Annotated in this window: 12 protein-coding genes and 4 tRNA genes; 8 read left to right on the top strand and 8 right to left on the bottom strand. The window is 47.6% G+C overall.

Annotated elements, in window-relative coordinates; genetic code table 11:
• Positions 1-43 precede the first annotated feature (43 nt).
• Genes Q365_RS0109020 through Q365_RS0109000 form a run of 5 tightly spaced genes read left to right on the top strand, consistent with a single transcriptional unit; the run spans position 44 to position 4,931 of the window.
• Positions 44-685: a chemotaxis protein CheD gene (locus Q365_RS0109020; protein WP_035024718.1), complete on the top strand. Its 642-nt coding sequence runs from the start codon at positions 44-46 to the stop codon at positions 683-685.
• On the top strand, positions 685-1,728 hold the full coding sequence (locus Q365_RS0109015; RefSeq protein WP_028023032.1) for a protein-glutamate methylesterase/protein-glutamine glutaminase: 1,044 nt from the start codon (positions 685-687) through the stop codon (positions 1,726-1,728). The genes Q365_RS0109020 and Q365_RS0109015 overlap by 1 nt, the downstream gene beginning before the upstream one ends.
• Entirely contained in the window at positions 1,721-2,887 is a 1,167-nt protein-coding gene (locus Q365_RS0109010) for a methyl-accepting chemotaxis protein (protein ID WP_035024717.1), read from the top strand. The genes Q365_RS0109015 and Q365_RS0109010 overlap by 8 nt, the downstream gene beginning before the upstream one ends.
• An 8-nt stretch (positions 2,888-2,895) precedes the next feature.
• On the top strand, positions 2,896-3,195 hold the full coding sequence (locus Q365_RS0109005) for an STAS domain-containing protein (protein ID WP_028023030.1): 300 nt from the start codon (positions 2,896-2,898) through the stop codon (positions 3,193-3,195).
• 44 nt (positions 3,196-3,239) lie between these two features.
• Positions 3,240-4,931 carry a SpoIIE family protein phosphatase gene (locus Q365_RS0109000; protein WP_028023029.1) on the top strand — a complete coding sequence of 564 codons (1,692 nt, stop codon included), beginning with the start codon at positions 3,240-3,242 and terminating at the stop codon, positions 4,929-4,931.
• Between the two features lie 273 nt (positions 4,932-5,204).
• On the opposite strand, the gene Q365_RS0108995 is transcribed toward Q365_RS0109000, so the two are convergent.
• The 7 genes from Q365_RS0108995 to mutY all read right to left on the bottom strand — a co-directional run bounded on the left by Q365_RS0108995 (position 5,205) and on the right by mutY (position 8,394).
• Positions 5,205-5,280, bottom strand: a tRNA-Asn gene (locus Q365_RS0108995).
• 52 nt (positions 5,281-5,332) lie between these two features.
• A tRNA-Phe gene (locus tag Q365_RS0108990) sits at positions 5,333-5,408 on the bottom strand.
• Between the two features lie 38 nt (positions 5,409-5,446).
• Positions 5,447-5,522, bottom strand: a tRNA-Thr gene (locus tag Q365_RS0108985).
• 47 nt (positions 5,523-5,569) lie between these two features.
• Positions 5,570-5,639: transfer RNA gene (locus Q365_RS0108980), tRNA-Phe, on the bottom strand.
• 140 nt (positions 5,640-5,779) lie between these two features.
• On the bottom strand, positions 5,780-6,922 hold the full coding sequence (gene mltC / locus Q365_RS0108975) for a membrane-bound lytic murein transglycosylase MltC (protein WP_028023028.1): 1,143 nt from the start codon (positions 6,920-6,922) through the stop codon (positions 5,780-5,782).
• A 91-nt stretch (positions 6,923-7,013) separates the two neighbouring features.
• Positions 7,014-7,286, bottom strand: coding sequence for an oxidative damage protection protein (locus tag Q365_RS0108970; protein WP_028023027.1), 273 nt, complete (start codon positions 7,284-7,286; stop codon positions 7,014-7,016).
• A 16-nt stretch (positions 7,287-7,302) separates the two neighbouring features.
• Positions 7,303-8,394 (bottom strand): A/G-specific adenine glycosylase, encoded by a 1,092-nt coding sequence (gene mutY, locus Q365_RS0108965; RefSeq protein ID WP_028023026.1) that lies wholly within the window; start codon positions 8,392-8,394, stop codon positions 7,303-7,305.
• Between the two features lie 265 nt (positions 8,395-8,659).
• On the opposite strand from mutY, the gene trmB reads away from it, so the two are divergent.
• The 3 genes from trmB (at position 8,660) to Q365_RS0108950 (ending at position 11,218) form a co-directional block, all read left to right on the top strand.
• A complete protein-coding gene (gene trmB, locus Q365_RS0108960) occupies positions 8,660-9,376 on the top strand; it encodes a tRNA (guanosine(46)-N7)-methyltransferase TrmB (RefSeq protein ID WP_017012210.1) in 717 nt (238 codons plus the stop codon).
• A 104-nt stretch (positions 9,377-9,480) separates the two neighbouring features.
• Positions 9,481-10,401, top strand: a complete 921-nt coding sequence (glsB, locus tag Q365_RS0108955) for a glutaminase B (protein ID WP_028023025.1) — start codon at positions 9,481-9,483, stop codon at positions 10,399-10,401.
• A gap of 55 nt (positions 10,402-10,456) precedes the next feature.
• A complete protein-coding gene (locus tag Q365_RS0108950) occupies positions 10,457-11,218 on the top strand; it encodes a DUF2884 family protein (RefSeq protein WP_028023024.1) in 762 nt (253 codons plus the stop codon).
• Between the two features lie 166 nt (positions 11,219-11,384).
• On the opposite strand, the gene Q365_RS0108945 is transcribed toward Q365_RS0108950, so the two are convergent.
• Positions 11,385-13,358 carry a DUF3857 domain-containing transglutaminase family protein gene (locus tag Q365_RS0108945; RefSeq protein WP_028023023.1) on the bottom strand — a complete coding sequence of 658 codons (1,974 nt, stop codon included), beginning with the start codon at positions 13,356-13,358 and terminating at the stop codon, positions 11,385-11,387.
• Between the last annotated feature and the right edge of the window lie 64 nt (positions 13,359-13,422).

Below are 13,422 nucleotides of genomic sequence, written 5' to 3'. Positions count from 1 at the left end.
GGCAATCACTGCAACTTCGAAACAACAGCAAACTGAGCCTTGTATGCATAAAATTCTCGAGCTTACTGGCTGCCCTATTGGGGCAGGGGCGAGGCGCTTTTTCCACCCCGGTAAGCAAATGATGATGGTGAAAATTCAGCCGGGAGAGGTATACGTTACCTCGGAACGCGAGCTGATTTCGACAGGGTTGGGCTCCTGTATTTCCGCTTGCGTATGGGATCCGTTTATAGAATTAGGTGGCATGAACCACTTTATGTTGCCGTTTGGCGATTCAGATAATATTGAAGGCTGGGACCCAACACAATGGCGTTCAAATGCTGCCCGTTATGGCAACTATGCCATGGAACTATTAATCAACACTATGATTCAGCAAGGTGCGATTAAAAGCCGGTTACGCGTGAAATTATTTGGCGGCGGCATGGTCATGGGTAAGCAGGCGAGTATTGGCGAAAAGAATATTGCCTTCATTAGGAACTATGTTCAAAACGAAGGCTTAAACATCGTGGGCGAGGATCTAGGCACTGAATTCCCACGCAAAGTCGTATTTGATCCCATGACAGGAAAAGCATGGGTCAAGAAGCTCAGAGGATACCGCGGTGAAGTAGAAGCGGAGGAGATCAATTATAAACGCCGTCTGGCAAACGAAGCGAAACGTGATGACGGCGATAGTGCGGAGCTATTCTAATGGGAAAACGGGTACATAGAGTACTGATTGTTGATGACTCTGCAGTTTTTAGAGCCTTGCTCAGTGATGTTATCAATTCAGATCCTCAGCTCGAAGTCGTGGGATTAGCAGTCGACCCTTACGAAGCCAGAGAGAAAATTAAGAAACTCAAACCTGATGTGATCACGTTAGATATTGAGATGCCGAAAATGGATGGCGTTCAATTTCTTCGTAATTTGATGCGTCTCCATCCTATGCCAGTCGTCATGATATCCACACTCACTCAACATGGTGCTGATGCCACGTTGGCTGCGTTGGAAATCGGTGCCGTAGATTATTTCCCCAAACCGACAGAAAACGTTGCTTCTGAACTGAGCAACTATCGCCAATTGGTGGTAGAGAAAGTAAAAATGGCTGCTAACGCGAATATTGCAGGCGCGGTACATAATTCGGCGTCTGAAATCAGCGTCTCTGGTCGCAGCTTGGGATCGTCTTACGACATTATTGCTATCGGTGCTTCAACAGGGGGAACCGAAGCCATTCGTCACGTACTCGAAGCCTTGCCGGCAAAAATGCCACCCATTGTGATCACTCAGCACATCAAAGCCGTGTTCAGTAAGTCCTTCGCTGAGCGCCTCAACCGAGCATCTCAATTACATGTGGAAGAACTCGCCTCGGATATGGCGCCACTGGTGAGTGGTCGAGTCTATGTCGCGCCAGGGGATACACACCTTAAAGTCGTTAAGCGTTCTGGGTGCTATTACTGCACGCGTTGTGATAGCGACCCGGTTCAACGTCACAAGCCTTCTGTGGATGTCATGTTCTCGTCTGTTGCCAAAGCCGCGGGCGGACGTTCCTTGTCTGTCATTTTGACGGGGATGGGAAAAGATGGTGCTCAGGGAATGCTGGAAATGCGCGAAACCGGCGCATTGACCGTCGCGCAAGATGAAAACAGTTCAGTGGTCTGGGGTATGCCTCGTGCCGCCGTTGAAATTGAAGCAGCCCAACAAGTGCTGCCACTGGATAAAATCGCCACCTACCTAGTGGGTAAAGTTTATGGTTAAAACAAATATAAAGGCCTTCGTTGCGCTTTTGGCCGTCACCGCTGGTGGTGTACTTATTTACTTGCAGCAATCGCTGTCGAGCGCGGTGGCTGTTGCCATTGTTATATCCTGTGTATTGTATTTGTGGCGATACCAGCCCGAGGAAAGTCTTTCAAATGAGCAGTACGAAACCCCCATTGACGATGGAGGAGTGTCTGTTGAATCCACGGCTGTCTTGCAGAAAATTCACAACATTCTAACCATTGAACTGATCCCAATCAGAGAGCAGTTAGATCGACAACAGGAAGTGATCAATGACTCTGTTCATAACCTCAACTCCAGCTTCTTTGGTATGGAGCGGGCGGTGAGTGAACAGGCCACATTGGCGAATCACATGGTCGGGGGCTTGTTAAACAATGAAGACAGTGAATTTAACCTCGCCAAAGTACTGCCTGAAACAGAGCAGGCAATCGATCAGTACATTGACCTATTGGTGAAGGTTTCTGAAAAAAGTATCACAGCCATTCACTGTATTCACGACATGTCGGAAAAGTTAGATGCGGTGTTTAACCTGCTTGATCAGGTGCAAGCCATGTCGGATCAAACCAATCTCCTCGCCCTCAATGCAGCGATTGAGGCTGCGCGGGCAGGCGAGTTAGGTAGAGGGTTTGGGGTGGTTGCTTCAGAGGTAAGAGACCTTGCAAATCGAGCCTCCACGTTAAACAGCCAAATTCACAAAGACATCAATCTTGCTCAAGACACCGTAAAGCAAACCAATAGCATCGTTGGAGAAATTGCGACGTTGGATATGACCTCTTCCATTGAATCTAAAACCCGAATCGAGCAGCTATTAAAAGGGGTTCAGGGTGTCAATCAGGAAGTCACACTCGAGATTGGTAAGGTGACAGAAAAAGGTGAAATGGTTCGTGGAGAGGTGGCTAAGAGTATTCAAGGGCTGCAATTCGCCGATATCGTGTCACAGCAAGGGCAACACGTACTCAATAACCTTCATATTTTGGAAGATCTCAATGCTCTGATTACTGAGAGCTTAACTGCGAATAAGGTAGATTGGGTCGCACTGCATGCCGCGGTGGATGAAATAGAAGAACTAGCAGGCTCTGCGGATAGAGCCCCAGCAAAACAAATGTCAGCCGATGAAGGCGACATAGAACTGTTTTAGGAGACGGTATGGCTATCAGTCGCGAAGAAAGAAATGACGGAAAATCTGTTGTTATCCATGTAAACGGGCAGTTTGATTTTAGTGTGGTGCAGGAGTTCCGCGATGCATATCAGGACTGTAAAGGAAAAAACATTGAAGTCGATTTCCGAGGTACTGAGTACATCGACAGTGCGGGTCTTGGGATGCTATTGAATATGCAGACTTTCTTGAATAAGAAAGAAGGTGATATTCGATTAACCAACACCATGCCTCAGATTAAGCGAGTACTGGTTATTGCACGCTTTGAGAAAAAATTCATCATTGAGTAAATCGATGTATCCAAGCTTATTGTGGTAAATAGGGGAGATCGCGATTGAAAGTACTTATCGTTGAAGATGAAGTTTCATTGCAATGCTTCCTCGAGCATGTGCTTAGAGATGAATTTGACGAGTTATTGATTGCCGACAACGGTCAAATGGCGCTCGATATGCTGGAGTCCATGGACGAGTTGCCGAATATCGTGATCATGGATGTGTTGATGCCCGTGATGGATGGCTTTGAAGCAGCAAAGCAGATTCGAATACGATACAAAAATGCATACCTTCCCATCGTGTTTCTCACAGGTATAACCGATAACGACGCCTTCAATCGTTGCATGACATTGGGTGATGACTTTTTAACAAAGCCCATAAGTCGAACCACGATTGTTGCTAAAGTTCGTGCGCATTGTCGTAATGTACGTTTGTATAACGAAGTCGCCGTTCAACGCGATGCACTCAAACACTTTCAGGCTCATACCCTCTATGAGCACACCATGGCGGAAACCATTTTTAGCAACTTAATGCAGGGCTGCTATCAAGACGCCGAAGGGGTAGAGTTCTATACCAGCTCCTACACTAACTTCAATGGTGATGTCGTACTCGTCACGCCAAGACCACAAGGCGGTATCTATGCGCTACTTGCAGATGCCACCGGTCATGGGTTGCCCGCCGCTATTTCGTCTATTCCTGCTACAAAAGCCTTTTTTGCTATGACAAAGAATGGCTTTGCGTTGGGCGATATAGTGAAAGAAATGAACTCGACATTAAAGACGTTTCTACCCCCAGGCATGCTAGTCGCCGCCAATTTGCTGGAAGTCTCCGCCAATGGACTGGAGATAAAGTGGTGGGGAGGCGGTATGCCTGATGGCTACATTGTTGATGCTTACGGAGAGATAAAACAGCGCCTGCCTTCTGCGCACATGGCATTGGGCGCCATGGATTCAGAAGAATTTGAGGCGAACCTTGTGGTGTTGAAATTGAATGAAGGCGACAAGCTGTTCTTCTTTACCGATGGTGTGATTGAAGCGCGTGACGCGCAAGGGCAAGAGTTAGGAGAGGAAGGCTTAGAAGCGTTGATATCTTCCCCTCATAAGAGCGTCATAGAAGCCACTCGTGAGCATATTACGCAGTTTACTAGTGGTGGTGGGGTAGGTGATGACATGTCGATGTTAGAGCTTACGGCACCGATACAAAGCCGTGTTGAACAGCAACCGGGTGATATCGATTACTATGACCGCCGTTCTCCCGCCCAGCTTAATGTTTATTTTGGTGCATCCGAGTTACGCAAAGTAAACCTCGTTGGGGAAATCCGACGCATGTTGAAGGGAACGCTTGGCAGCAACATTGATGTGGACTTAATGTGCACCATTTTATCTGAATTGACGAACAACGCTCTTGAGCATGGATTACTAAGGCTCGAATCGAGTCTGAAATCTGATGATGATGGCTTTTTGGATTATTACATGGAGCGTCAATCTCGTCTCGAATCACTCGACCAATTCGCTTACTTGGAAGCCGGTATCTCTTTCAATCCTTCAAAACGTGAGGTGAGTTTTTACATCACCCATAACGGAGAAGGTTTCTTGGTTGAAGATACGGATAGCACGCTAGACGAATTACTGGCGACAAGCGGTCGTGGTATTGCGCTGGTGACCGAACTTTGTGAATTCTTTTGCTATGAGGACGAAGGACGCACGGCGAGGGGCACATACAAATTGGCGGCGGGAATGGAGAATAACTTCTAGTGCTCGCGACTATTCACTGCGTTCTTTGACTCGCAGAAGCCCAATCGAAAGGTTGGGCTTTTTTGATCGAGCCTGAGGTATCATTCACTGAGACTCGAGTGAACGGAACTGCTCACCAAAAAACAGGCGAAAAAAAACCAGTCCGAAGACTGGTTTTCTTAAAGTGGCTCCCCCTGCAAGACTTAACGGGCCCGCCTAGGGTTGCGACAATCAGTGCAGCGCACTGAAAAAAAGGCGAAAAAAAACCTAGTCCGAAGACTAGGTTTCTTAATGTGGCTCCCCCTGCAAGACTTGAACTTGCGACATACGGATTAACAGTCCGCCGTTCTACCAACTGAACTAAGGGGGAATTGCTGGAAACTTACTTAGCCTAAGCTAAATGAATCACCATTTTGCAATTATGGTGCCTCGAGGCGGAATCGAACCACCGACACGGGGATTTTCAATCCCCTGCTCTACCGACTGAGCTATCGAGGCTTTGATTAAAGAGTTCTCTAAACTCAATATCAAAATAATGGTGCCGGCTACCGGAGTCGAACTGGTGACCTACTGATTACAAGTCAGTTGCTCTACCAACTGAGCTAAGCCGGCACACAAACCTTGGAAACGTTGCGTACTTAACACCATCTCACTAAATATGGTGCCTCGAGGCGGAATCGAACCACCGACACGGGGATTTTCAATCCCCTGCTCTACCGACTGAGCTCTTTGTTGTTGGGTGCATTAAACGGATTTTCAGGGTTTTCGTCAACACCTTTTTTTAAAAAAAACGTCAAATAAGACTGTTTGATGTCTTTTTCGCCATTTTGAATTAAAAACGCACTGAATTTATGGATTTCCCCACGGTTTTATTGCATGGAACGAAATTCTTTTTGAAAGTTAGTGACCTTCTGAAGATAGCGCCGAGACTCTGAAGACGGGTGTTTGTTGGTTAATGCCCAATAAACTTGGTTGGGTTTTAAGCTATTTAAATCGTTCATGGCTCGTTTTCGGTCAGAACGGTGGAATGTTTTAAGTACATTGCCTGCTCCGCCGTTGTACGCAGAGATCATGCTGTAGTGTTTTGACAACGGATCACGGACATCTTTTAAGTATCTTGTTTTCAAAATATAGAAATACGCCGTACCCGCATCAATATTTCGTGCTGGGTCAAATAAGTACTCAGGGCTCGGTTCTCCAGAACGCTTTTTCACGAGCTTAAACACATCACGCCCCGCGGTTTTTGGTACCACTTGCATCAAGCCGTAGGCGTTTGCCCAACTTACCGCATAGGGATTGAAGCTGCTTTCCGTTTTGATGATGGAATAAATAAGTTCTTCTGAGATGCCATATTGACGTGAAGACTTGCGAATCAAATCCGCGTATTGATAGCGTCGTTTACTGGAGTGATCAGACACCATGGGGATCTGCACATAGAAAACTTTTTGAAAACGCAGTGACTTGGTTTTGATGTCGGTATCAATCAAATGCTCTGCGTATCGGCTAGCACGCCATTCCCATGCGATCTCTTTTCCGTCTTGATCAAGAATTTGGCCTTGCAAGAAGGGGCGTCCCTCCTGTGGGACGTCAGCGGCAGAGTATAGATCCACCGAAGCCGGATCATTGGGCGTGAGCAACGTGGTGATGATCGCCTGTTTGAGGTGCTTTTTGGGATCAGTGGTAGCGACGGTTTCAATGGTGACTAAGCCGTTGGCAAAATCAACGCGGGCGCGGCTCAGATAATTATCTGTATATTTGACGTAGTCACTTTTGCCGGAGACGTAAACTTCGTTTTCCCCCCAACGCACTTGAATATCACCAGTAAAGCCGCTGATCAGGGTATCGAGGGCGGCAAGGTCTTTCTCAAATTGACCAGGCAGTGGTGCGAGGTTTTTGGCAAATCGATTCGTCGTTTCATAATCAACAGAGTAAATGGCTTCCACCATTTCTCGGCTGCAACCCGAGAGAGAAAAAACGATCAGTAAACTAGTGAGCAGGCGAAGAGGTTTCATGGGTACCATACATTGAAAAAGCATCCATGATCAGCGTAATCAGGATGCTTTATTTTACAAAGTGTTGATGTGAAATTGTGAGGTAAGAGTCTTACTCAGAAGGCGGGGTGTAGCCCTCGATCACAGTATCGTGGCCTTCGAACAGATATTTCACCATTTCTTCTTCAAGCAGTTTGCGGTGGTCTGGTTCCATCATGTTGAGCTTCTTTTCGTTGATCAGCATGGTTTGTTTGCTTTGCCATTGGGCCCACGCTTCTTTCGAAATGTTGTCAAAAATGCGTTTACCTAGGTCGCCCGGATACAATTGAAAATCCAGCCCTTCTGCGTCTTTCTTCAAACGCTCACAAAAAACAGTACGGCTCATCATTAAGCTCCAAATATTATGATTTTTCGGCACTTGCCGAAGTCTGAAATTCTCGTGTTAGGCTTTCGAGTAGCTTCTGCACGGGGGCAGCAAGCCCAACTTTTGCTGGTTGGGTTAAGTTATACCAAAGCCCGCCTTGACCTTCCATGATCCCGTTCTCCCCAATGTTATTGGGCTTACTTTGCAATTTGACGCGAATAGGCACGATATCTAAGTGAAAATGACTGAACGTGTGACGAAATGCGGTAAGTTGCTCCGGCGTATCAAATTCACCACGTTGCAATTTACCTTCAATGAAAGGGGCGACATCGCCTTCTTGTGTTTCTGGTAAGCACCATAAGCCCCCCCATAATCCTGCGGGTGGACGTTGTTCTAGCCAAACCTGATCTTCATATTGGAACAAGACAAAGCAGGTTTCTTTTTCTGGAATGGTCTTTTTCGGTTTTTTTCCTGGGAAGTCAGCTTGTCGGCCTAGCGCATTGGCATCGCAGCTGTAATTCACGGGGCAAATCTCGCACTTGGGTTTACTGCGCGTGCAGACCATGGCGCCCATATCCATCATGGCTTGGTTGAATCGCTGTACACCAATGGCCGGCGTATGCTCCTCGGCGAGTGCCCAAAGTTGGTTCTCGACAGGCTTTTTCCCCGGCCAGCCTTCTACGGCGAAGTGGCGAGAGAGGGTGCGCTTTACGTTACCGTCCAAGATGGGATGGTGCTGCCCAAGTGACAGCGAAAGCACAGCGCCTGCGGTAGAGCGTCCTATACCCGGCAGGGCGAGAACATCGTCGATATCGGTTGGGAATTCGCCTTGGTAGTCCGTGGCAATTTTCTGCGCGGCTTTGTGCAGATTACGGGCACGGGCGTAGTAACCAAGGCCTGTCCACAAGTGCAGCACTTCATCAAGTTCGGCGTTAGCCAGATCTGTGACGGTCGGAAAGCGTGCCATGAAGCGTTCAAAATAAGGAATCACGGTAGCGACTTGAGTTTGTTGCAGCATGATTTCTGAGAGCCACACTTTGTAAGGTGTTTTCTCTTGCTGCCATGGTAGGGTTTTACGGCCATATTTGTCATACCAGGCCAAGATTGCATCGGAAAAGGACTGACTCACTTTGTTCGCTCTTTTGTTATCTTTATTGGGGGGCACTGCCCACGAGATTGCTCGTACAACAGTCTATACCCAAATAACCTCTCGCTGAACAAGCACCTTGAGGTTGTTTGGGTATAACAAGTCTGTGCAGAAAAAGGCCGCAAACTTGTAGGCATCTCAGGTAAGATACGCGCCGTCAAATGATCAGGCTTGCACACTTGCTCGATCTTTGGATAATGCGCGATCCGCTTAACTTTTCTTCGTTACTGAGTTACAGGCATAGAGAATGACTGAAGTTACCAAAACCGAATTGACCGAAGACGGCAAAATTCTTCGCAGAATCAGAAGCTTTGTACGCCGAGAAGGTCGTCTGACCAAAGGCCAAGAGCAAGCAATGAATGATTGCTGGCCAACCATGGGTATTGATTTCGAAGAGAAACAACTAGATTGGGCCGAGGTTTTCGGCAACAACAATCCAGTCGTTCTCGAAATCGGTTTTGGTATGGGTGCCTCGCTGGTTGAAATGGCAAAGAACGCGCCAGAAAAAAACTTTGTGGGCATTGAAGTACACAGCCCAGGTGTCGGTGCATGCTTGATGGCAGCCCGTGATGCAGGCGTTACTAACTTGCGCGTGATGTGTCACGATGCAGTAGAAGTGTTCGAGCACATGCTGCCAGTGGCAAGCCTTGAAACGGTTCAACTGTTCTTCCCTGACCCTTGGCATAAAGCGCGCCACCACAAGCGCCGTATCGTTCAGCCTGAATTCGTTCAAATGCTGCGTGATAAGCTAAAAATCGGCGGGATTTTCCATATGGCAACAGACTGGGAAAACTATGCAGAGCATATGGTTGAAGTGATGGACGTGGCGCCGGGTTATAAAAACACGGCGACTGACGGTTCTTACATTCCTCGCCCAGATGATCGTCCGTTGACGAAATTCGAAGCGCGTGGTCACCGTTTAGGTCACGGTGTGTGGGACATGAAATACGCCCGCACCGAATAAGAAAAAACTCATACCTTTATTTGTAGCGCGACACTGTAAAGTGCCCGTTGATGAATGACTTAAAGCCAACCTCGTGTTGGCTTTTTTGACCACTGGAGATAGTGATGAAACCAAGCCCAGAGCTGTTGAGCGAGATCCTAGAAGAAGTTCGCCCATTAATTGGACAAGGTCGTGTTGCCAGTTACATCCCTGCACTTGAAAGCGTGTCGGCGGATAAATTAGGCATTGCTGTTTGCTATAACGACGGCGAGATTATCACTGCGGGAGATGCGCTAGAAGCCTTCTCTATTCAATCTATCTCTAAGGTGTTGAGCTTAACGTTAGCGCTTCAAAACTATAGCCAAGAAGAGCTGTGGCAGCGCGTGGGAAAAGAGCCTTCTGGTCAGGCATTTAATTCCATGATCCAGTTAGAGATGGAAAAGGGAATTCCGCGTAATCCGTTCATTAATGCGGGCGCATTGGTGGTGTGCGATATGCTCTACAGCCGTTTGTCGGCACCGCGTCAGCGCATGTTGGAATTTGTTCGTCGCCTCTCTGGTAACGAGCATATTTGCTATGACAAGATCGTGGCTAGCTCGGAAATGGATCACAGTGATCGCAACGCATCGATTGCGTATTTGATGCGTGCATTTGGTAATTTCGAAAACGACGTGATGCCTGTGCTATCTAATTATTTTCATTACTGTGCACTCCGCATGAGCTGTGTCGATCTCGCAAAGACGTTTAACTATCTGGCAAACAAAGGACTTCCTTTAGGCGCAGAAAAAACAATTGTCAGCCAGACTCAGAGTAAGCAGGTTAATGCGCTACTAGCGACCTGTGGTTTGTACGATGGTGCAGGCGAGTTTGCTTACCGAGTAGGTATGCCCGGCAAGTCGGGTGTCGGTGGTGGGATTGTAGCAATAGTACCGGGTGAAATGTCGATTGCGGTATGGTCACCTGAGCTTGATCCCTCTGGCAACTCTTTGGCAGGCACAGCAGCATTAGAATTGCTGGCTGAGCGCATCGGACGTTCAATTTTCTAACGCTTGAATGGGTGACTGCCTGTTGCTCATTCATCCGGCGAGATGGAGAGCGGATATGGGTAGTCACAACCACACTTACGCATCACGCGTTTTTTGTTTTATTTTGGCCACGTTGCCATTTTTTGCTACAGCGGAAACCTGCCAACCAGAACTTCATGGCAACCTTGCCATCGAAGCAGATAACGTCGTTTTTGAAAACAATAACGATATGTTTCGTATCGATGCCACTGGCAACCTTTTCTACGATGTTCATCGTGTCGCATTGAGTGATGCGCAAAGAGCGTCTTTAACCGAATACAACCAAATTATCCGTACTGACTTGCCGTTCATTGGGCGCACGTTGACGGAAGAATTGCACACGTCTTGGTTGGCGCTAGATGGCGTTATCAGTGCTGAGTTGGGTGAGAAGAGTGAGCTGCGCGGGGAAGTCGGGAAATTTCATCAGTACTTACAAGATCGCGTGAATACATCGTTGTACTCACCAGAGAGCCTGCCAGTTCTTAACCATCAAGCGTTGACCTTAGTGGTGCGTGAGGTGGAAGCCAGTATCCCACAGTTGATTGCGACGGTGGCAAGCCGAGGCTTGATGGATATTGCCTTATTGAGCGAAGGCAAAAGTAACAAGATGCAGTTTATTTCTCAAAAAATGGCAACCTTACAAGATAAGCTCGAGGACGAAGTGAAGCAGCAACGCAATCGTACCTTAATCGCGCAGCAAGAAGTCTGCGAACGTTTTGAGCAATGGCAAATGCAAGAGGCTGAGATTGCCTCATTGATCCCTGCATTGTCTGGTTGGAAGACGGTGACAATTCGCTAAATTCGCTTTGTAATACCTTGGCTTTTGAACAAGAATTTTGGCTTTTCAACAAGAAAGCATAAGCGGATCAGCATGAAAAAATAAAACGCGGAGAGTGCCCTCTTCGCGTTTTTTTATGTGTGGCGATCATCAATGGCTTAGCTGTTTTGCAGCTTGGCTACTTGGCTTATTGTCGGTAGCTAAACTCGTAATCAACGTTATTCCATGCATCATCCACATGGCGCATGTATTGGCGCAGATTTTTGGCGTCAACATGGCGCTTTTTGGCGCGGTAGTAATAGTCTGCTTCGACGTAGGTTTTGTCTAACAAGGTTTCACCCGGGCCCGACACGGTTTTCAATGAGCTTTTGAATTCAAAATAGGGGCTGCTAATAGCATGATCAGATTGATCGATATCCCACGATTCCGGCAGGCTGAGGGTGATTTTTTGATGGACGCCGCCCTCTGTGCCATATCGGAAGGGGGTTTTTCGACGAACAAGATCGGGCTTGGTCAGATAGTCATCCACGATGTCGCCGGAGATCATAAAGAAATAGGTGTCTTCACTTTTCGACCAAAGATCATTGATGACATACGCCTCGTTGATCACTAATTCATTGGCGTTGCGATCGTCGTCCACGCTCAGCGGGCGGAGGAAATCTAACCCGCCAAAATCTCCTGCATAATAATTGGCATACTCTTCACCCAGTTCTTTCAAAGGCTTGGATTCGAGATAACGACGCCATTGCTCGGCTTCAAGGCCGCGGTAGGTCGTTGTGACGGTCAGGTAGCTCTGCTGATTGGCATGATTGACTACATAGCGTTGTTCTACGTCTTGTGTAATGGGCACGTCTGATGAAGGCATGGCGTCGAGATCTTGAGTATGAGGGGCGAGCACCAATGCATAACCAAGGTTGGCTTGCGCCAATGTATCTAGGCGATTGCCTTGATGGGTACGGGTGGCATCAATCCACAGTGGTTTGCCTTGGTGTTCGATCTGCACGATCACGTGGTTAAAGCTGTACGGTGCTGTAGGTTGCTGTGGTAATTGATCGCGCCAATACGTGTCCACCAATGCGGGATGTGCCGTCACACCTAGCGCACCAAGCACAGAAACAAGCAGTAGGGCTTTGTCTTTGCAATCACCATAACCTTGGGACAAGATTTGCTGCGGCGGGCGAGGCTTATGGGAGCCAATACCATTTTCTATGCCTAAATATCGAATGTTGTTTTGCACGTAATGGATAGCGGCAACCATTTGTTGTTCGAGATCATCTGGGTAGGTTTGTGCGAGTTTTTTCGCTAGCGCTTGGACATCACTGTCGCTCGGTGATGCTTGATACAGCGGCAATGCCCAGTCCACCACGTCCTTCCACGAGCGATAACTCGATACATGCAAGTAAGGGTAGGGGTTAAACCAACGTGGCTGCTCTGACTCGTCAAAGTCATACAAGCTATTGTTTTCAATGTAAGTGTATTCGCGCACTTTACCGCGAGTGATTTCTTTGAGTACGCCTTTCCCTTTGCTACTCAAGTTCACCACGGAAATGGGACTCGATTCTGGCACAAGAATTCGAGCATTGACCAATGCAACGCTGGTTGCCCACCCTGTCTTGATGTACCACTCGCGATTGCTTCCAAACACGGGATTGAAACCCGTGATGGTATAGCTGTAATCGAGAACGTCACCCACTTGCACATCATTCAGCACGACATGCAGGGTTTCATCACCATTGTAGAGCAAGGAATCTAAGTCAGTTTCGCGTTTAAACTGCGACGTTTTGGCATGACTTGTATGATCGATAACCTGACCATTGCGCACGAGTTCTAAGCGGTGAATCGCCACTTTTTGATAGCTAGGATCAAAGTCGATGGAGATTTGCGAGCCCGATTCTAGCCCTTCAATAGATACAATTTTGGTGGTGTAGCGTTTGTATTCAACGGGTGTGCTGGGCACTAAGTTGAGTTGTCTATCGACCAACAAGAATTCTTGATCGTAATGATGACCCGTTGGATCGGAGGTTGGGATCGTGGCGATGGGTGTCACCCAATCGGGAAGAGGCGCAAACTGCTCATTTTGCGTTTGAGCAGTTTGTGGTGTTCCGAAAGCGGTGTGCGGTAAACATAGAGCGATAATAAGGGCAAACAGATACGTCTTCATCTACAGCGCTGTCCTTTGCTTTGCCTGACGGCGAATCAATCAGGGATCAGACAGCGACCGTGCT

It is taken from the genome of Enterovibrio calviensis DSM 14347 (assembly GCF_000621165.1).
Lineage (GTDB): Bacteria > Pseudomonadota > Gammaproteobacteria > Enterobacterales > Vibrionaceae > Enterovibrio > Enterovibrio calviensis.
The sequence above is the reverse complement of the archived record's forward strand: the minus strand, read 5'-3'. Positions and strand labels throughout refer to the sequence as shown.